Below are 19,371 nucleotides of genomic sequence, written 5' to 3' on the forward strand. Positions count from 1 at the left end.
CGCCGCACGCCTTGGTGGCGGGTCGCTTCACCGCAACGTGGCATCCAGAACAATCATAAAAGAAGGTAGAGCCATGACACTTCGCAAGAGCAAGTGCGTTCGTTTACCCGCCGCCCTAGGAGCCGTCCTGGTGGTCGGCGCCCTGTCACCCGCGCAGAGCTGGGCGACGTTCAGCTGGGAGTCGGAGGACGGCCTGAAGGTCGATTGGACCAACTCGCTGCGCTATTCGGCTGTGTTTCGGGTCAAGGATCGCGAGAGCGAGTTGCTGAGAAATCCCAACCTCGACGACGGCGACCAGAACTTCAGCAGCGGCCTGGTTTCCAACCGCGGCGAGCTGCTCAGCGAGCTCGACATCGTCCACGCCAACGGCTTCGGCGCGCGGGCCAGCGCCATGGGTTGGTACGACACCGTCTACAACCGCGACAACGACAACCCGGGCGTCGCTGGTGGCGCTTTTCCCAATCAGCTTTCCAGCGACTTCGATGAGTTCACTGACTCGACCCGCGACCAGCATGGCCGTGACGTCGAGCTGCGCGACGCCTTCGTCTTCGGCCGCCTGCAACTGGGCGACACCGAGCTGACCGGCCGCCTCGGCCAGCACTCGCTGGTCTGGGGCGAGAGCCTGTTCTTCGCCAACAACGCGGTGGCCGGTGCGCAGAGCCCGTTCGATGTCACCCGCCTGCTCGACGACCCGACTGCCGAGGCCAAGGAGTTCGTCCTGCCGGTGCCACAGGTCTCGGCGCAATGGCAGCTCACCGACGGCCTGTCGCTCGGCGCGTACTACCAGTTCCGCTATGTGCACAATCGCATCCCGGCATCCGGCAGTTATTTCTCGGTGTCCGACATCGTTGGCGACGGTGCCGAGCGCCTGGTGCTCGATCCGGTCACGGGTCTCTCCGCCCTTCGTGGCTCCGATCAGGATGCCAAGGACGAAGGCCAGTTCGGTGTGCAGCTACGCTGGCAGGTTGGTGAGTTCGACCTGGGCTTCTACGCCCTGCGCTTCCACGACAAGGACTTCCAGCAGGTCACCGAGCTGGGGCAGCCGTTCGGCCCGTTCGGTCCGGTACTGCCGACTGGCTACTACCTGGCCTATCAGGAGGACACCCAGCTCTATGGTTTCAGCGCCAGCCGTAGTTTCGGCGACCTGAACCTGGCCATGGAGACCTCGATTCGCAAGGACCAGTCGCTGGCCACCACCCATGCCGTCGATGCCTCGGCATTGGGCGCTGCCGCACCGGACAACCGCGATCATCCGGCCTACGCCGTTGGCGATACCGCCCACGTCAACCTCTCCACCATCTGGAGCGTGCCGCGCACCGCGCTGTGGAACGAGGCCAATCTGGTCGCCGAGCTGGCCTGGACGCGCCTGCTCAAGTGCAAGCAGAACTGCGACGACACGCCGGCCGGCGTCGCCGCTCTGGACCCCAACATCACCCGCGACTCCTGGTCGATGCGTGCGGTGTTCGAGCCGATGTACCGCCAGGCCCTGGTCGGCTGGGACATCAGTGTGCCGATGGGCGTCGGCTTTACCCCCGACGGCTCGCGCAACCCGCTTGGCCCGGCGGCGGTTCCGCCGGAGAACGGTGGTGACTTCACCATCGGCGTCAGCGGCCTGTACATGAGCACCTGGGACCTCAACCTGGCTTACACCCACTTCTTCGGGCCGGCCGGCACCTTCGTGGATGAAACCAATTCGTACAGCTACCAGCAGGCTCGCCACGACCGCGACTTCGTCGCCTTCACGGTTCGCCGCAGCTTCTGATCCAGCCGTTTAAAAACTAGAACGAGGAGACAGTTATGAAGAAGGTTCTTGCCTTGGGACCAGGCCTGGCGTTGCTCGCCTGCGCTATCGCCCTGCCTGTCCATGCCGCTGTCCCGGCAGATCAGGCGCAGCGCCTGAAGAGCGGCGACCTGACGCCGTTCGGCGCCGAGAAGGCCGTCAATGCCGATGGCTCGATTCCCGCCTGGACCGGCGGGCTGACCAAGCCGACGCCGGGCGACACGCCCGGCGGCCGTCGTGGCGATCCGTTCAAGGACGAAAAGCCGCTGTTCTCGATCGACGCGAAGAACATCGACCAGTACGCCGGCAACCTCACCGAGGGCACCAAGGCGATGCTGAAGAAGTACCCGGACTACCGCCTCGACGTCTACCCGACGCACCGTACCGCGGCTGCGCCGCAGTGGGTGTACGACAACACCTTCGCCAACGCCACCCGCGGCACGCTCGATAAGGGCGTGCCCAAGGGCATCTACGGCGGCATTCCCTATCCGATCCCGCAGAGCGCGGAGGAGGTGATGTGGAACCATGTGCTGCGCTGGCGTGGCGCCCGCTTCCAGCACTTCAACAACTGGTACCAGATTCTCGCCGATGGCCGCGCCGTGCTGGTCACCGACGCGGAACTCAACGAGCAGCTGCCGTACTACGATCAGAGCAGCAGCCTCGAACAGTTCGATAGCGAGGGCAAGCCGTTCTGGCAGGTGGCGATCCGCAACATCGGCCCGCCATTGCGCGCCGGCGAGGCGCTGCTGGCCCATGAGTATCTCGATCCGGACAAGCTGCAGACCTGGGTCTACCTGAAGGGCCAGCGCCGCGTGCGCAAGCTGCCCAACGGCTGCTGCGACACGCCGACCCCGGCTGCTGCCGGAGTGATGACCTTCGACGAGATGTACACCTGGACCGGTCGCCTGGACCGCTTCGACTGGAAACTGATCGGCAAGCAGGAAATGTTCGTCCCCTATAACGCCAACCGTCTGTTGCAGGCGGGTAAGGACGAGGACGCGATCAAGGGGCATTTCCTCAATCCCGACTATGTGCGCTGGGAGAAGCACCGCGTCTGGGTGGTCGAGGCCAATGTGCGCAGCGGTCAGCGCCACCAGGCCGCCAAGAGCCGCTACTACTGCGACGAAGACACCTGGGTTTGCGTACTGGCCGACCGCTGGGATGCCAACGGCCAGCTGTGGCGGACCCTGTGGTCGCAGGTGATCGCGGTACCGGAGTTGCCGGGCAGCGCCATCGCCAGCTTCGGCTACAACGACCTGCAGGCGGGCACCGCCTTCGTCGCCCAGCTCTACGGCTCCAAGCCCAAGCACTACGTGCTCAAGGACATGGGCAACGACAAGGTGTTTTCGCCTGACGGCCTGGCCGGCAGCAGCGTGCGCTGAAGTCGAGCGCAGCGCTGTACAGAAAGGGGCCGCAAGGCCCCTTTTTCATTGGTAATGCCCTAGTTACGTGCTGGAGATGCCATAGCCCGGATGCAATCCGGCGGGGGCAGGTTCGTAGGGTGGGTTAGCCGTAGGCGTAACCCACCAACTCCTGGCCACGGAGTCCATGCAGGCACCGCTGGTGGGTTACGCCGCTACGCGGCTAACCCACCCTACAAAAGCGGGGTGCAACACATCGCTGGGGCATGGCCTTTTCATGGCTGCATGCGGCGCTCCTAGCCCTGCATTTTCTAGATAACTGAATTAAAGGCCGGCGCGTAGCTGGTGCCGGAGCCACTCCATACACTCGGCTCACAACAGTCGGAGTCGCGACTGTGGCGTACAACAACAAGAGGCAATGTGCCCATGAGCTGCAAATTCGACAAGGCGCGCCGCGGCGTGCTCGGGGCGGTGCTGTGTGGACTGTCTGCCTGCGCCGTCGCATCGGTGCCGGCCGCCGAAGTCGGCGAGCCTGCCAGCCGCGCGGCGCTGGCCTCCAGCCAGGCGGAAAAATCGGTTCTGCTGGGTGCTGCCCGCACCGACAGTGGTCGGCTGGTTTCCGTTGGCGAGCGTGGTCTGGTGCTGTTGTCCGACGACAGTGGGGCGCACTGGCGCCAGGCTGTCGTGCCGGTCAGTGTGACGCTCACCGCCGTGCGTTTCGCCGGCCAGCAGGGGGTCGCGGTCGGCCACGCCGGCGTGGTGCTGACCAGCGGCGATGGTGGCGAGACCTGGGTACAGCGTTTGGATGGCCGCCGGGCGGCCGAAGTGGCACTGCGCGACGCCCAGGCGAGCAAGGACGAACAGTTGATCTCCAGCGCCCAGCTGCTGGTCGACGAGGGCCCGGACAAGCCGTTCCTCGATGCCGCCATCGGTGCCGACGGCCAACTGCTGGTGGTCGGTGCCTACGGCATGGCCTTCGCCTCGCCGGACATGGGGCAGAGCTGGAACTCCTGGAGCGGGCGCCTGGACAATCCCACCGGCCTGCATCTCTACGCCGTGCGCCAGCGCGGCCAAGCGCTGCTGGTCGCCGGCGAGCGCGGTCTGGTGCTGAGCTCGGTGGACGCTGGGGCCAGCTTCAAGCGCCTGGAAGTTCCCTATCAGGGCAGTCTGTTTACGGCCGAGCTACCGGGCGATGGCGACATCGTTGTCGCCGGCCTCAAGGGCAGCCTGCTGCGCAGCCGCGATGGTGGCGCCAGCTGGCAGCGCCTGGACGCCGCAGATGCCTCTTCCTTCACCGCTTCGACCCTGGGGCGTGACGGTTCGCTCTATCTGGTGACCCAGGCCGGCCATGTGCTCGGTCTGCAACGGGACGGGCTGGTGCAGTTGAGCAGCCAGGCCATGCCCTCGCTCAACGGCATCCTGCCGGTCAATCCGCAAAGCGTCGTGCTGCTCAGCAACCTCGGCCTGACCACGCTGCAGCTGAACGCTGGTACGGAGGAGCAGCCATGAACCTCAATGTCACCCCGCCGGAGCGTACCCCGATGGACGATTTCGACCCCCGCTCCGGTTCGCTGGTCGAGCGTGCGATCTTCAACCACCGACTGATCGTCGTGGTGCTGTGCGCACTGCTCACGCTGTTCTTCGCCGGCCAGCTGCGCCACCTACAACTGGCGGCCAGCTTCGAGAAGATGATTCCGCAGGCTCACGCCTACATCCAGAACTTCACCGCCCACCAGAAGGATCTGGTAGGCCTGGGCAACGCCGTGCGCGTCGCCCTGGCTAACCCCAAGGGCAGCATTTATGACGCCAGCTACATGGAGGCGCTGCGCGAGCTGAATGACGATCTGTTCCTGACGCCCGGCGTCAACCGGATGCAGATGAAGTCGCTGTGGACGCCGTCGACCCGTTGGGCCGGCGTTACCGAGGACGGCCTGGAGGGAGGGCCGGTGATTCCGGCCGGTTACGACGGATCAAAGGCCAGCCTGGAGCAACTCGCGGCCAACCTGGCGCGTTCCGGCGAGATCGGTCGCCTGGTCGCCAACGACTTCCGTTCCTCGGCGATCTTCCTGCCGCTGTTGGCCGCCGATGCCAAAGGGCAGCCGCTGGACTACACCGCGCTGGCGGCGTCCCTCGAGGGGCTGCGGGCCAAGTACGAGGCGCGTGGCTTCGAGCTGCACATCACCGGCTTCGCCAAGCTGATCGGCGATCTGATCGACGGTGTGCGCAGCGTGCTGCTGTTCTTCGTCATCACCCTGGCCTTGAGCGGCGCGGTGCTCTACTGGTTCACCCGCTGCTGGCGCTCCACCGCGGCGGTGGTTATCGCCTCGCTGATCGCCGTGGTCTGGCAGCTCGGCATGCTGCCGACCCTGGGCTACGCGCTCGATCCCTATTCGATCCTGGTGCCGTTCCTGGTGTTCGCCATCGGCATGAGCCATGGCTCGCAGAAGATGAACGGCATCCTGCAGGACGTCGGTCGCGGTGTCTGCAAGCTGACTGCCGCGCGCCTGACCTTCCGTCGCCTGTTCGGTGCCGGCCTGGCGGCGCTGGTGATCGATGCGGTGGGCTTCGGCGTGTTGCTGGTGATCGACATCGAGGTGATCCGCGAGCTGGCGCTGGCCGCCTCCATCGGCGTCGGCATTCTGATCTTCACCAACCTGATCCTGTTGCCGGTGATCCTCAGCTATGTCGGGGTTTCGCCGCTGGCCGCCAAACGTAGCCTGCGCGCCGAGCATGCCGACCAGAGCGGGGCGGCCAAGCATCCGCTGTGGCGCATTCTTGATCGGTTCACCGAGCGGCGCTGGGCCATTGGTGCGATTGTCGGCAGTCTGGTGCTGGCCGGTGCCGGCTGGACCGTCGCCAGCCAACTGCAGATCGGCGACCTCGATCCGGGCGCTCCGGAACTGCGCCAGGACAGTCGCTACAACCGCGACATGGCCTTCATGAACAGCCGCTACGGCGCCTCCAGCGACGTGCTGGCGGTCATGGTGAAGACCCCCGCCGGCTACTGCTCGGCCAAGGCAACCCTGAACAAGATCGACGCCCTGGAGTGGCAGCTGCGCCAGCTGGACGGCGTGGAGAGCACCGATACCCTGGCCCTGCTGAGCCGGCGCATGAGTGCTGCGCTGAACGAGGGCAATCCCAAGTGGTACGACTTCGTGCCCAATCAGGACATGCTCAACACCATCACCGCCAGTGCGCCGCGCGGGCTGTACGACGACAGCTGCTCGCTGCTGACGCTGTACGTCTATCTGGCCGACCACAAGGCCGCCACCCTGTCGCGCGTCGTCGACCACGTCGAGCGCTTCGCGGTGGAGAACAACACCGACGAGGTGCAGTTCCTCCTGGCGGCCGGTAGCGCCGGTATCGAGGCGGCGACCAACATGGTGGTAAGCGACGCATGGCGGCAGATGAACATGCTGGTCTATGGCATCGTCGCCCTGCTGGCGCTGATCACCTTCCGCTCCTGGCGCGCGGTGGTCGTCGCGGTGCTGCCGCTGATGCTCACCTCGCTGCTGGCCGAGGCGCTGATGGTCGCCCTGGGCATGGGCGTCAAGGTGGCCACCCTGCCGGTGATCGCCCTGGGCGTGGGCATCGGTGTCGACTATGCGCTGTACATCCTGTCGGTGATGCTGGTGCAGCTGAAGAGCGGTCAGCCGCTGTCGGTGGCCTATTACCGCTCGCTGATCTTTACCGGCAAGGTGGTGATGCTGACCGGGATCACCCTGTCGCTCGGCGTCGCCACCTGGCTGGCCAGCCCCATCAAGTTCCAGGCTGACATGGGCGCATTGCTGGCGTTCATGTTCCTGTGGAACATGCTCGGCGCTCTGGTCTTGGTGCCGGCGCTGTCGGTGTTCCTGTTGAAACCCAGGCAGGCTCGGGAAACGAAACAAGCAGGCGTGGCCACCGAAGTGGGCGCGCAGGTGCTGGAGCGAGCGGGCCGTTAGCCGACCCGTCGCAAGGCCCATGACCAATAAGAATAAGTAGTGAGGAGGTAACCCAAGATGAATTACGACCTGATCTATCCAGGCAACCCCGACCAGTATCTGGACGATCTCTGCCAGCGTGTCTCGCAAGGCATGGACGAAGGCCTGCTGCCCATCGAGGTGTTCCGTGACGACGCCGTATTCAAGGCGGAAATGGAGCGCATCTTCACGCGTAACTGGATCTTCGTCGCGCATGTCTCGGAGATCCCCAACAAGGGCGACTACGTGCTGCGGCGCATGGGCATCGACAAGGTCATCGTCACCCGCGATGACGATGACCAGATCAACGTGATGCTCAACCATTGCCGTCACCGCGGCACCGAGCTGTGCCACCAGGACAAGGGCAATACCAAACACTTCAAGTGCCCCTACCACGGCTGGGTCTACCGCAACAACGGCGACTGGGCCGGCGCGCCGCACATGCGCGACGCCTACGGCGGCCCGCTGGACAAGAAGGAGTGGGGCCTGCTCAAGGCGGCCAAGGTCGAGGCCATCCACGGTTTCGTGTTCGCCTCGCTGAGCGAGGAAGTGCCGCCGCTGCGCGAGTACCTCGGTGGCGCGGCCTGGATGATGGACGCCATCTTCGGCCTGCACCCGGACGGCATGAAGGTGCTCAAGGAGCCGGAGCGCTTCATCGTCAAGGCCGACTGGAAGAGCGGCGCGGAGAACTTCAGCGGCGACGCCTATCACGTCAGCACCGCGCACCTGTCGGCGGCCCTGTCGGAGTTCATTCCCGGGGTCAACCAGGTCAGCAGCATGGCCAGCGGTTACGACTTCGGCAACGGCAACAGCTTTATCGGCCACGCGCTGCCGGAGCTGATCGCGCCGATGTTCGACATGTGGGGCTACACGCCCGAGCAGCGCGCCCAGTTCGACCTGTCGAAGCTCGACGAGGTGCAACTGGAGATGCTCAAGACGGTGCCGCCGACCATCGGCACGATCTTCCCCAACTTCAGCTTCCTGCGCTTCCCGCAGCCGGACGTGCCCGGCGAGATGCCGATTCCCTTCACCAGCATCCGCATGTGGCAACCGGTGGCGCCGGGCGTGATGGAACTGTGGAACTACGAGCTGGAATACGCCTGCCTGCCGGAAGACTTCCACGCGCGCGCCTATATGGCCGGCCAGTTCGGCTTCGGTTCCGGCGGCATCTTCGAGCAGGACGACACCGCGGTCTGGGAAGGTATCGCCAAGGTGGCGTCCAGCCCCTGGACCCGCTCCAAGGGCATGCGCCTGCACTACCAGCAAAAGCGCGGCGGGCCGGACCCGGACTGGAAGGGGCCGGGCGAGTTCCACCCGTCGGTCTACGGCGAGTACAGCCAGGAGCGCTTCTGGCGCCGCTGGGTTAAAGAGATGACCGAAGGCAAGGCGGCGCCGCGTTCGACTGCCGACAAGTGCCTGGGCGAAGGGGAGTGCGAGTGATGAGCAACCTGCATGAATTGCGCGAGATCGCCTCGGACTTTCTCGCCCGCGAGGCGCTGATCCTCGATGAACGGCGCTTCCGCGACTGGTTCGCCCTGCTCGACGACGAGATCGATTACGACGTGCCGATCCGCATCGCCATGCGCGACTACGCCGACGAGTTCCCCGAAGGCGCGTTCCGCATCAAGGACTGCAAGGCGCATATCCAGACCCGCATCGCCCGTCTGGAAAGCGATCACGCCTGGGCCGAAGTGCCGCCGTCGCGCACCCTGCGGCTGGTCGGCAGCGTGCTGGTGGAGGCCACCGAGCGCTCCGACGTGATCTCGGTGATCAGTGCGCTGATGCTCTATCGCCAGCGTGGCCACGACGAGCTGGGCGACGTGATCCCGGTTCGCCGCCACGACCTGCTGCGCATCACCGACGGCGGCCTCAAGCTGCTCAAGCGCAAGGCGCTGATCACCCATGCCGTGCTGCATACGCCCAACCTCGGCGTATTCCTGTAACACCCAGAACAAGAGAACAGAGTGATGGCGACTGAGAGAGTTGAAGTGATTCTGGATACCCAGAAGTGCCAGGGCTATGGCCTGTGCCTGGGGGCGGACGACGTCTTCGAGCTGGATGCGGCGGCCAACATCGCCCATCTCAAGCAGCGTTTCGTCGACATCGCGCGCAAGGGCGAGTTCGAGCAACTGGTGCGCGACTGCCCGGCCGCCGCCATCAGCCTTCGTGTGGTTCAAGAGTGAGTAGTGGAGCAAGCCATGAGTGATATCGCCAAGAACCTGATCGGCCGCAAGTTCGACCAGATCTGCTTCGTCGTCCCGGACATCGAGGCGGCCATGGAAATGTGGAAGAAGACCAACGGCGTCGAGGTGTGGAACGTCGCCTACGACCTGGCCAAGGAGCAGACCCAGAAGGAATACCGCGGCCAGCCGGGCGATTTCCAGTTCAGCTGCGCCTATGGCTTCGCCGGCGACACCCTGATCGAGCTGGCCCGCCACGACGGCGGCAACAGCCTGTACAAGGACTGGATCGACAGCCGCGGCTACGGCCCGCACCACATCGGCTTCCGCCAGTCCAGCGCCGAGGAATACGCCCAGGCCGAGCAGCATTACCTGGAGCAGGGCCTGGAGAAAGCCATGGCCGGCTTCTTCGAAGGGCCGTTCGGCAACTGCCGCTGGAGCTACTGGGATACCCGCGAGCAGATCGGTTTCTACACCGAGCTGTATTACGTCGATGGCGAGCTGGATGAGCGCATGGCCGCCCTGCGCCGTGGCGAGAACGTCAGCATCACCTCGTGACCGACCCGCGACCGCCGCATACGGCGGTCGCGGACGAAGCCAATCCGAATTCGGAGCAAGCCGCACATGAACATCCTCGGACCCGATGCAGTGGTCTTCGGCGTCGACGACCTCGACGTCGCCATCCAGTACATGACCGACTTCGGTCTCAAGGACGCCGGCCTGGTGCGCGATGGCCGCCTGTTCGAAACCCTCGACGGCACCGGCGTGATCATTGCCGCCAGCAATGACCCGGCGCTGCCGGCACCGCTGAGCCCGGCCAACAAGGCGCGCAAGATCATCTATGGCGTCGCCGACCAGCAGAGCCTCGACGAGATCGCCGCCGAACTGGGCAAGGACCGCGAGGTCAAGCGCCTGGCCGATGGCGCGCTCGAGGCGCTCGACGACATGGGCATCACCCTGGCGTTCCAGCTGACCCGGCGCCGCGAGATCAACCTGCCCGCCGAGGCGATCAACGCCCCCGGTGCACCGCTGCAGCGTCCGCTCAACGTGCTCGGCGTCGACGACAGCCACGTCGGGCTGCCGCGCAGTCTTGGCCACTTCGCCCTGTTCGTGCCGGATGTGGCCAAGGCCGAGGCGTTCTACGTCGAGCGCCTGCAGTTCCGCGTCAACGACCGTCTCGGCGGCGGCCCGTTCATGCGCTCCAAGGGCACCTACGAACACCACACCATGTTCCTGATCCAGACCCCGCCGCAGGTCAAGGGCGTCGAACACATGGCCTTCCACCTGGCCGGGCCCAGCGAAGTCATGCAGGCCGGCAACCGTTTCCTCGCCAAGGGCCACAACAGCTACTGGGGCCCGGGCCGCCATGGCTTCGGCTCCAACTGGTTCTGGTACTTCGAAAGCCCGCTGGCCTGTCGCTTCGAGTACGACGCCGACATGGACAAGCACGACGACAACTGGGTGCCGCGCGACAAGCCACTGCATGCCGACAACGCCCAGTCCTACCTGCTGGAAATGCAGCGCGAGAACTGGGCACCGTTCAACGGCCCACGCAAGCCGGCAGGCGAGACCTCGGCCTGACGCCCTGCTCCGCCGTCATCACCGCGCCGGTGATGGCGACGGGATGCTTGCGCAGCTCTCTGCGCCAAGATGTTCGCGATTGACAGAAACCAGGGGCTTCCCTGGTTTCTGCGTTTCAGCCTGTGCAAAACAAGAGCCGACAGGCAGGGGCGGGTGGGGCAGTGGCGCGAGCCGGTTCAACCAGCGCTGCGCTACTCGCGCGCCGGTGATCCACCTGCTGATCCAAATGGTTCTGTGCGCGCCCTGCAGCAGGGGTATCGCGGCGCCCGGCTCATCCTGTGCTCCGGCCAGCCTTGGCCGACGTCAGGCCATGGCGCCATGCAGCGGTTGCCATTCGAGAGGCGGCTATCAGGTCGCCGATGACGGCTGGCGCCGCATGCTCCACGCCCAATAGGCCAGCAGGGCCGTGCTTGCGCCAGCGAACACCGGTGACGCGCCCAGATGGGCAGCCAGCAACCCGGCCAGCAGCCCGCCAATCGCCTCGAAGCCGAAGCGGATCGCGGTATAGGCGGCCACCACGCGGCCGCGCAGGGCATCCGGTGTGCTGCTCTGCAGGGTGATATTGGTGCCTATGTTATTGCCGGCGATACCGAAGCCAAGTGCGGCCATGGCCAGCAGGGATAGCCACAACTGGCTGCTGAAGGCGAAGACGAGCATCGCCAGGGCGCTGACCAGGGTGGCACCGAAGATCAGCCGGGGCAGGGCTTTGGGTGCCCGCTGCCATGCGAGTAGTCCGCTGGCGGCCAGCGAGCCCAGGCCGGCGGCGCCCCAGAGCCAGCCGAGAGTCCGAGCATCGCCGACGAACACCTTGCTGGCGAACACCGGCAGCAGTACCGCATAGGTCGAGGCGGTGAGGTTGACCGCCAGCACATTGAGCAGCATCGCCTTCACCCCGGAGTTGCCCAGGATGTAGTCAAGGCCCTCGCCGAACACGCTGCGCAACGAACCTGAAGTCCTCGGCGTCGGCGCCATGCGCACCCAGCACAGCGCCGCGATCAGGGGCAGGTAGGACAGCGCATTGAGCGCAAAGCAGGGTGCTTCGCCGAACAGCACCAGGAGCAGGCCGGCGGCCGGCGGGCCAACGAAGCGCGACAGGGTGAACAGCGTGGCGTTCAGCGCCAGGGCATTGCCCAGGTCATCGCGGCAGTCGACGAAGCCGCTGACCAGCGACAGGCGCAAGGGCGTGTCCACGGCGTTCAGTAGCCCGTGCACGGCGGCCATGACCACGATGGTCGTCGGCCCGATCAGGCCGGTGGCGGTCAATGTCGCCAGGGTCGCAGCCTGCAGGCCGAGCAGGCTCTCCAGCAGGATCAGTAGCTTGCGCTTGTCGTAGCGGTCGATCCAGGCGCCGGCCAGCGGGCCGACCAGCAGTTGCGGCAGCAGGGTGGCGCAGGTGGTCACGCCCAGCAGCGCTGCAGAGCCGGTGAGCTGGTAGACCAGCCAGGCCAGCGCGACCTGCTGAATCCAGTTGCCCAGGGTGGAAATGGCCTGGGCGCTGAAGTACAGGCGGAAGTTGCGGTGGCTTAGCGCACGCAGGCTGTCGGGCCAGCGCCTCATGACTGTGCGGACGGCAGGGCATTGGCGCCACGGCCACAGGCAGAAGCTGTGCTGCCTTTGCCCATCAGGGTAGCGCGCCCCGATAGGGGCGGGCGAAGTTTACTTCGCGATGCAGTCATGGGCGCGAGTCCTGAGTTCAAGTTGCTGCGGAAGTATTTCTTATTGCCCTGGGAATAGGCGGGTGGCGATTGAGTAGCGATATTGAAATCGGCTTCTAGTTGGCTTGGCAATAGCGATTATGAGTTCGGCAGGTGGCGGCTCGATCTTTTTCCCGCCGGCGCAGATGGCGAACCTGACCGCCTGCTGGCGGCGCCGCCGAGCCCCGCCTGGCGAGGCTGCCAGGCCAGGCATAGCGGGCGCGGGCACCGATGCATTTCCTGAATATCTGTATTGAGGGAAACCCGCTGGCTCAACTGGATGATCGTTCTTAAGATCACCATCAACGGGCGAAGGGTTAACTTTTTGCTGATGTTTTTTGTTGGGAAGTTGCTGCTTTATAAATTTTGCTTCTTCAGTCTTTACGACACTCTAAACATATAGGAAGTGTTGTGGAAGAGTGCTCGAGGCGATCTTAAAGAACTAGAAAGTAGGTGGGAATATAGTTATGTCAGCCGGAAATCGTTTTCGCTTTACTGGCGTCGAATGCGTCAAGTTTGCGGTACAGGATGTCGCGGAAGCCTGTCGTTTCGCGTCCGACTGGGGCCTCACCTATATCGCTTCGACTGACCCCGAGATGAAGGTTTTCCGCGCCGTGGATGGCTCCGAAGTGCAGGTGTTCGCCGCCGACCCTTCGCGCATCGAGCGTACGCCGATCGGTGGTGGCAGCGGCCTGTGTGAGCTGGTGTTCGGCGTGGAAGATCAGCAGACCCTGGATGCCCTGCTCGACGAGCTGAGTAAGGACCGTCGCGCCGAGTTCGATGCCGAGGGTGTGCTGCACAGCGTCGATGACCTGGGCATCAACCTGGCTTTCCGCATTGCCCAGCGTCGTGCCGTCACCACTCAGGAGGTGACGCGCTACAACGCGCCGGGCCATGCCGAGCGCATCAATCGCCGGGCGCCGCGTTATGAGGCGGCCAAGCCCCGCGAGATCAGTCACATCGCCATCGGTGTGGACGACGCCGGTGAAGCGGTGCAGTTCTACCTCAAGCGCCTGGGCTTCATCGTCTCCGACCGTTACGCCAACCGCGGCGTGTTCATGCGCTGCTCGCCGGCGGGCAATCACCACCACGTGTTCTTCATGAACGCCAAGGTGCCCGGTACGCGCTTCAATCACCTGGCCTTCAAGGTGCGGGATATCCACGAGGTGATCGGCGGTGGCCAGCATGTCGAGTCGCTGGGCTGGAAGACCTTCGCCGGCCCCGGTCGCCACATCATTTCCTCCGCCTGCTTCTGGTACTTCCAGACGCCGTTCGGCGGCTCCTGGGAATACGCCGCCGACGAGGACATCGTGACCCCGGCATGGGAGGCGCAGGACTTCGCCGCCACGTCGCATGTCTTCACCGAGTGGACCTTCGGTCTGGAGAAGTCCGACGGCACCCTGAAAGGGCCGATCTCGGGGAGCAAGGAGAAGGCGCTCTAGTTCGCCGTTATCCCTCCCGAACCTGTCCGCCGCCCTGGCGGGGTCGCGCCAAGCGCTGCTCCCCGCCGTGGCGAGGCGGACGCAGCATTCTGCCGGCAAGAAGGAAGTCTCTCGTGTCCGCATCACGTTCTAGCGAAACCCCTTACTGGATCGAACTGCTGGATTGCCAGGTCCGCCAGATCCAGGGCAAGTACCGCACCCGCATCATCGAGGCCGGCAGCGGCCCGGCGCTGATCCTGCTGCATGGCACCGGTGGCCATGCGGAAAACTACGCCCGCAACATCGCCGAGCTGGCGCAGCACTTCCATGTGATCGCCATGGACTTCCTCTGGCACGGCAAGTCGCAGACCGAGGGCTACGACCCCGAGATCATTCCCCTGCTGGTGGACCAGGTCATCGACGTGATGGATCAGTTGGGCCTGCCGAACGCCTGTGTCGAAGGCCAGTCGCTGGGCGGCTGGGTAGCCATGCAACTGGCCCTGAACCACCCCGGGCGGGTCAACGCCCTGGTGCTGACCACCACCATGGGCTACACGCCGGACGCGGGCGCCATCGAGGGCTATGTCGAGCCGGACTGGGCCAGCAACCTGCCCAGCTCGCTGGAGGTGCTGCGCAACCCCAGCTTCGACAACGTGCACACGCGCATGGCGCGCATCCTGGCCAAGCCTGAGCGCCTGACCGACGAGGCCGTGCTGGTGCGCCAGGCCCTGTACCAGCAGCCCGCGCTAGCCGAAGTGCAGCAGCTGTTCATCGCCGAATACCTGGCCGGCGCAACCATCCGCCGGCATCTGGTCACCGACGCGCTGGCCCGGCAGATCCGCCAGCCGACCCTGGTCTACTGGGGCGACCGCAACCGCACGCCGCCGGCGCTGGGGCTGCATATCTCGCAGCAGGTGCAGAACGGCACCTTCCACTGTGCACAAGACACCGGGCACTGGGCGCAGTTCGAGAGTGCCCCCGAGCATAACCAGGTCGTGGCTGCCTTCTGCAAAGAACAGCTGCAGGCATAAATAAGGAAACAAGCATGTCGACATCCAACCTCAATCCAGTCGGCCGCTGGGAGATCCTCTCCTGGGAGCAGGCCTTCGACGACGGCCGCCGCGAGCTGCCCATGGGCGAGCACCTGCACGGCTTCATCCTCTACACCGCCGGCGGCCACATGGCCTGCATGATCGCCGCGGCCGAGCGGCCGAACTTCGAGACCGGCGGCCAGTGGAATGCCAGCGATGCGGAAAAGGCCCGTGCCTACAACAGCATGCTGGCCTATGGCGGGCGCTACGAGATTGAGGCTGACGTCATCACCCACAAGGTCGACATCAGCATGTTCCCCAACTGGCAAGGCGGGGCGCAGAAGCGTCGTTTCGAGGTCAATGCCGACGGCACCCTGACCCTCAGCGCGCGCCTTGAAGAGGGTACCCCACAGGCGCGTACCGCCCGCCTGGTCTGGCGCCGTGCCGACGTGCAGTGAACAAGGGAAAACATGATGAATAGCCCAGTGAGCAATCCCGAGATCGGCCTGAGCATCCAGACCGGCAACATCCTGACCAACTACCACGATGTCGGCAGCGGCGAGCCGGTGCTGTTGCTGCACGGCTCCGGGCCGGGCGTCAGCGCCTGGGCCAACTGGCGCCTGCCGATCCAGAGCCTGAGTGCCGACTTCCGCCTGCTGGCGCCGGACCTGGCCGGCTTCGGCTACACCCAGGTGCCGGACGACATCGTCTATTCGCGCCAGGTCTGGCTGGAGCAGATAGTCGCCTTCATGGATGCCATGGGCGTGGATAAGGCCAACGTCATCGGCAACTCGTTCGGCGGCTCGATGGCCCTGGCCCTGGCCATCCATCATCCGGAGCGGGTCAACAAGCTGATCCTGATGGGTAGCGTGGGCGTGCCCTTCGAGCTGACCGCCGGCCTCGATGCGGTGTGGGGCTACGAGCCGAGCGAAGAGAACATGCGCGCCATCATGCGCATCTTCGCCTACGACCAGCAGCTGGTCGGCGACGACCTGGTGCGCATGCGCTACGAGGCGAGCAAGCGCGCCGGCGTGCACGAGGCCTATTCGAGCATGTTCCCGGCCCCGCGCCAGCGCTGGGTCGAAGCCATGTCGCATCCCGAAGCGGACGTACGCGGCATCCAGCACAAGACCCTGATGGTGCATGGCCGCGACGACAAGGTCATTCCGCTGTCGACCTCCGAGACCCTGCTGCAGTGGATCGACAACAGCCAGCTGCACATCTTCGGCCGCTGCGGCCACTGGACGCAGATCGAGCACGCCGCGGCGTTCTGCCAGCTGGCGGCGAATTTCCTCAAGGCCGCCTGATCCGGCCGCGCCTCCCACAAGAACAAGGAACAAGCGTTATGGCCAGCAAAGCAGCACAGAAGATTCTGATCGTCGGCGCCGGCACCGCCGGCATGTCGGCAGCGATCACCCTCAAGCGCATCGGCGTCGACGTGGACATGGTCGACATCAACCCGAACTGGGGCGCCCTGGGCGCCGGTCTGACCATCACCGGTCCGACCCTGCGTGCCCTGCACCAGCTCGGCGTGTACCAGGACATGGTCGACGAGGCCTACGTCGGCGAAGGCATCCAGGTGTGCAACACCCAGGGCGAGCCGCTGCGCAAGCTGGCCACGCCTATGCCCTCCGGCAGCCCGACCGCGAGCAGCGGCGGCATCATGCGCCCGACCCTGCACCATATTCTCGCGCGCCACGCCAAGGCCGGCGGCACGCCGATCCGCCTGGGCCTGACGGTCGATGCGCTGAAGCAGGATGCCGAGGGTGTCGACGTGACGTTCAGCGACGGCAGCCAGGGTCGTTACGACATGGTGCTGGGCTCCGACGGCGTGTTCTCCCGCGTGCGAGGCCTGATCTTCCCCGCTGCGCCCAAGGCCGAGTACACCGGGCAGAGCTGCTGGCGTCTGTTCCTGCCGCGCCCGGCGAGCATCGAGCGGCGCACCTATTTCCTTGGCGGCCCGCACAAGGTCGGTTTCACCCCGGTCTCCGACACCGACATGTACATGTTCCTGCTGGAGCGCACGCCGCAGGTGTTCATCCAGCCGGACCAGTTCCATATCGAACTGGCCAAGCGCATGGAAGGCTACGGCGGCATCCTCGACGAGATTCGCCGGTCGCTCAGCGAGAAGGACAACCCGGCGATCAATTTCCGTCCGCTGGAAGCCTTCATCCTGCCGGCGCCCTGGTATCAGGGGCGTGTGCTGCTGATCGGCGATTCCGCGCACCCGACCACGCCGCAGTTGGCTTCCGGCGCCGGCATGGGCATCGAGGACGCCCTGGTGCTGGCCGATGAGATGACCAAGGCAGACAGCGTCAGCGAGGTCTATGCGCGCTTCATGGAACGCCGCGAAGGCCGTTGCCGCCTGGTCACCGAATGCTCCATGGAGCTCGGTCGTCTGGAGCAGGCCCGTGCGCCGGTCGAGGCGCAGACCGCGGTGGTCGAGCGCGCACTGCTCAAGCTCAGCGAGCCTATTTGATCCGTGCGCCGTCGGCGCTCCCCGCTCTGTCGCGGGGGCGCCATGCGCTATCAGAACAAACATGAGGGGGTACATATGGCGATTCAACAAGCAGAACTGCAAGGCATCAGTGCCGACCTGTACAACGCGCTGCGCAAGGCCGAGAGCATTGCGCCGCTGACCGAGCGGCATCCAGAGATGACCATCGAGGATGCCTATGCGATCCAGCAATACCTGATCGCCCAGCGCCTGGACGATGGTGAGCGCATCATCGGCAAGAAGATCGGCGTGACCAGTCAGGCGGTGATGAACCTGCTGGGGGTCAACCAGCCGGACTTCGGCATCCTCACCGATGCCATGACCTACAACTCCGGCGAAGTCATCCCGATGGCCGCGCTGATCCAGCCCAAGGCCGAGGGCGAGCTGGCCTTCGTGCTGAAACACGACCTGCAAGGGCCGGGCGTGACCGTGGCCGACGTGCTGCGCGCCACCGAAGGCGTGATGGTGTGCTTCGAGATCGTCGACTCGCGCATCCAGGACTGGAAGATCCGCATCCAGGACACCATCGCCGACAACGCCTCCTGCGGCGTGTTCGTGCTCAGCGACCGCCTGGTGCCGGTGGGCGAGGTGGACTTGAGCCTGTGCGGCATGGTCCTGGAGAAGAACGGCGAGATAGTCGCCACCGGCGCAGGTGCGGCCTCCATGGGCTCGCCGGCGGTGGCGGTGGCCTGGCTGGCCAACACCCTGGGCCGTCTGGGCATGTCGCTGAAGGCCGGTGAGGTGATTCTTTCCGGCTCGCTGGGGCCGATGATCCCGGTGGGCGCGGGCGATAACCTGCGCGTGTCCATCGGTGGTGTCGGCAGTTGCTCGGTGCGCTTCGCCTGAAGCCCCTGGCATGCTGGTGAACGCCATGCAGCACTGACTGCGAGCCGGCACTGCGGCAGTGCCGGCGCCTTAATCCGGCCGCAGAACAAGACAAGGAAGGCGAGATGGGCAGGCGTTGGGTTGAAGCGCTGGCGGGGACATTGCTGCTGTTGTCCCTGCAGGTACAGGCGCAGGAAAACCAACTGGATCGCATCCAGTTGCTGCGCAGCGAGAGTTATCGCGCGGTTTCCATCGTACTGCTGAGCTACAACGCTTTTTCCCGAACCCTGGCGCCCGACCGGCGCGACGAGTATCTGGGCAGCCTGGAGAAAATGGCGGCGGTCATGGGCGATCCCGGTCTGGCCACCCTCGAGGACGAGTTTGCCGAGTTCGCCGGGGCGATTCGGAGCCTGGACGAAAATGCCCGGGATGTTGCGCTGGTGTCGGTCAACCAGGCGCTGTCGGCGCAGGCGAAGCTGATCACCGCCGCCGGCGAACTGTATGCCAGCCGGCAAACCGCTGATTCAGCGCGCAAGCAGCGCCTGCATGCCTTGAGTGTCGCCAACGGGCAGATGCTGATCAGCTACCAGATGCGCCCCTACGGCGGCCTGGTGCTCTATCCCGGCCTGTTGTTGAACGAGGAGTCGCTGCTGGCGCTCGATGGGCAAATTACAGCTGGCCTCGAACTCTTGCGCCAGGACGGCATGCAGCCTGAGCGCGATATCGACAGCATGCAGCGTAACTACCGCTATGTTCGCCCCAAGTTCTTCGATGCCCAGAAGGAGTTCGCCGCCTATGTGGTGGACCACTATCTGGGGCAGAACATGGAGCGGTTGGATGCTTTTGCCGGCCGCCTCTGAGCGCTTCCGCCAGCCCCAATCCTGCTTATTTGCATGCCCTGCGCCAAAGGCCGTCCGGGCCGGTTCTCGCTGCGCAGGGCCACCATGCGATTTCGGGATAACTGCTTTGCCCGACGCTGTCTGGCTCGTGTTGCGGGTCGGTTCGTATGCTGGAAGCAGCGTGGCGTTACTGCCGTTCG

The 19,371-nt window shown here is 65.1% G+C and carries 17 protein-coding genes; 16 read left to right on the forward strand and 1 reads right to left on the reverse strand.

Annotation, left to right across the window (positions count from 1 at the left end):
- The first annotated feature begins 73 nt into the window (after positions 1-73).
- From D3880_RS02270 to D3880_RS02310, 9 genes are all read left to right on the forward strand, one after another.
- Positions 74-1,762, forward strand: a complete 1,689-nt coding sequence (locus D3880_RS02270; RefSeq protein WP_119891919.1) for a DUF1302 domain-containing protein — start codon at positions 74-76, stop codon at positions 1,760-1,762.
- Between the two features lie 35 nt (positions 1,763-1,797).
- Positions 1,798-3,162, forward strand: coding sequence for a DUF1329 domain-containing protein (locus D3880_RS02275; RefSeq protein ID WP_119891920.1), 1,365 nt, complete (start codon positions 1,798-1,800; stop codon positions 3,160-3,162).
- Positions 3,163-3,567: 405 nt separating this feature from the next.
- Complete coding sequence (locus D3880_RS02280) at positions 3,568-4,650, forward strand: WD40/YVTN/BNR-like repeat-containing protein (RefSeq protein WP_119891921.1); 1,083 nt, start codon at positions 3,568-3,570, stop codon at positions 4,648-4,650.
- Complete coding sequence (locus D3880_RS02285; RefSeq protein WP_119891922.1) at positions 4,647-7,085, forward strand: efflux RND transporter permease subunit; 2,439 nt, start codon at positions 4,647-4,649, stop codon at positions 7,083-7,085. The genes D3880_RS02280 and D3880_RS02285 overlap by 4 nt, the downstream gene beginning before the upstream one ends.
- Positions 7,086-7,142: 57 nt before the next feature.
- Positions 7,143-8,543, forward strand: a complete 1,401-nt coding sequence (locus tag D3880_RS02290) for an aromatic ring-hydroxylating oxygenase subunit alpha (protein ID WP_119891923.1) — start codon at positions 7,143-7,145, stop codon at positions 8,541-8,543.
- Positions 8,543-9,046: an aromatic-ring-hydroxylating dioxygenase subunit beta gene (locus tag D3880_RS02295; RefSeq protein WP_119891924.1), complete on the forward strand. Its 504-nt coding sequence runs from the start codon at positions 8,543-8,545 to the stop codon at positions 9,044-9,046. Before D3880_RS02290 ends, D3880_RS02295 begins: the two co-directional genes overlap by 1 nt.
- 24 nt (positions 9,047-9,070) lie before the next feature.
- Positions 9,071-9,286, forward strand: a complete 216-nt coding sequence (locus D3880_RS02300) for a ferredoxin (protein ID WP_119891925.1) — start codon at positions 9,071-9,073, stop codon at positions 9,284-9,286.
- 15 nt (positions 9,287-9,301) lie between these two features.
- Complete coding sequence (locus D3880_RS02305; RefSeq protein WP_119891926.1) at positions 9,302-9,841, forward strand: VOC family protein; 540 nt, start codon at positions 9,302-9,304, stop codon at positions 9,839-9,841.
- Between the two features lie 66 nt (positions 9,842-9,907).
- A complete protein-coding gene (locus D3880_RS02310; RefSeq protein WP_119891927.1) occupies positions 9,908-10,864 on the forward strand; it encodes a VOC family protein in 957 nt (318 codons plus the stop codon).
- A 348-nt stretch (positions 10,865-11,212) separates the two neighbouring features.
- On the opposite strand, the gene D3880_RS02315 is transcribed toward D3880_RS02310, so the two are convergent.
- Positions 11,213-12,421 carry an MFS transporter gene (locus D3880_RS02315; RefSeq protein WP_119891928.1) on the reverse strand — a complete coding sequence of 403 codons (1,209 nt, stop codon included), beginning with the start codon at positions 12,419-12,421 and terminating at the stop codon, positions 11,213-11,215.
- A 604-nt stretch (positions 12,422-13,025) separates the two neighbouring features.
- Here D3880_RS02315 and D3880_RS02320 point away from each other — a divergent pair.
- The 7 genes from D3880_RS02320 (at position 13,026) to D3880_RS02350 (ending at position 19,192) form a co-directional block, all read left to right on the forward strand.
- On the forward strand, positions 13,026-14,000 hold the full coding sequence (locus D3880_RS02320) for a VOC family protein (protein ID WP_119891929.1): 975 nt from the start codon (positions 13,026-13,028) through the stop codon (positions 13,998-14,000).
- Positions 14,001-14,113: 113 nt separating this feature from the next.
- Entirely contained in the window at positions 14,114-15,010 is an 897-nt protein-coding gene (locus D3880_RS02325) for an alpha/beta fold hydrolase (protein ID WP_177412146.1), read from the forward strand.
- Positions 15,011-15,024: 14 nt separating this feature from the next.
- Entirely contained in the window at positions 15,025-15,468 is a 444-nt protein-coding gene (locus D3880_RS02330) for a lipocalin-like domain-containing protein (RefSeq protein ID WP_119891931.1), read from the forward strand.
- 15 nt (positions 15,469-15,483) lie between these two features.
- A complete protein-coding gene (locus D3880_RS02335) occupies positions 15,484-16,317 on the forward strand; it encodes an alpha/beta fold hydrolase (RefSeq protein ID WP_119891932.1) in 834 nt (277 codons plus the stop codon).
- Between the two features lie 38 nt (positions 16,318-16,355).
- Positions 16,356-17,489, forward strand: coding sequence for an FAD-dependent oxidoreductase (locus D3880_RS02340; RefSeq protein ID WP_119891933.1), 1,134 nt, complete (start codon positions 16,356-16,358; stop codon positions 17,487-17,489).
- 75 nt (positions 17,490-17,564) lie between these two features.
- Positions 17,565-18,353 (forward strand): 2-oxopent-4-enoate hydratase, encoded by a 789-nt coding sequence (dmpE, locus tag D3880_RS02345; protein ID WP_119891934.1) that lies wholly within the window; start codon positions 17,565-17,567, stop codon positions 18,351-18,353.
- A 104-nt stretch (positions 18,354-18,457) separates the two neighbouring features.
- Positions 18,458-19,192, forward strand: coding sequence for a hypothetical protein (locus tag D3880_RS02350; protein WP_119891935.1), 735 nt, complete (start codon positions 18,458-18,460; stop codon positions 19,190-19,192).
- The last annotated feature ends 179 nt before the right edge of the window (positions 19,193-19,371 follow it).

The organism is Pseudomonas cavernae (genome assembly GCF_003595175.1).
Classification (GTDB): Bacteria; Pseudomonadota; Gammaproteobacteria; order Pseudomonadales; family Pseudomonadaceae; genus Aquipseudomonas; species Aquipseudomonas cavernae.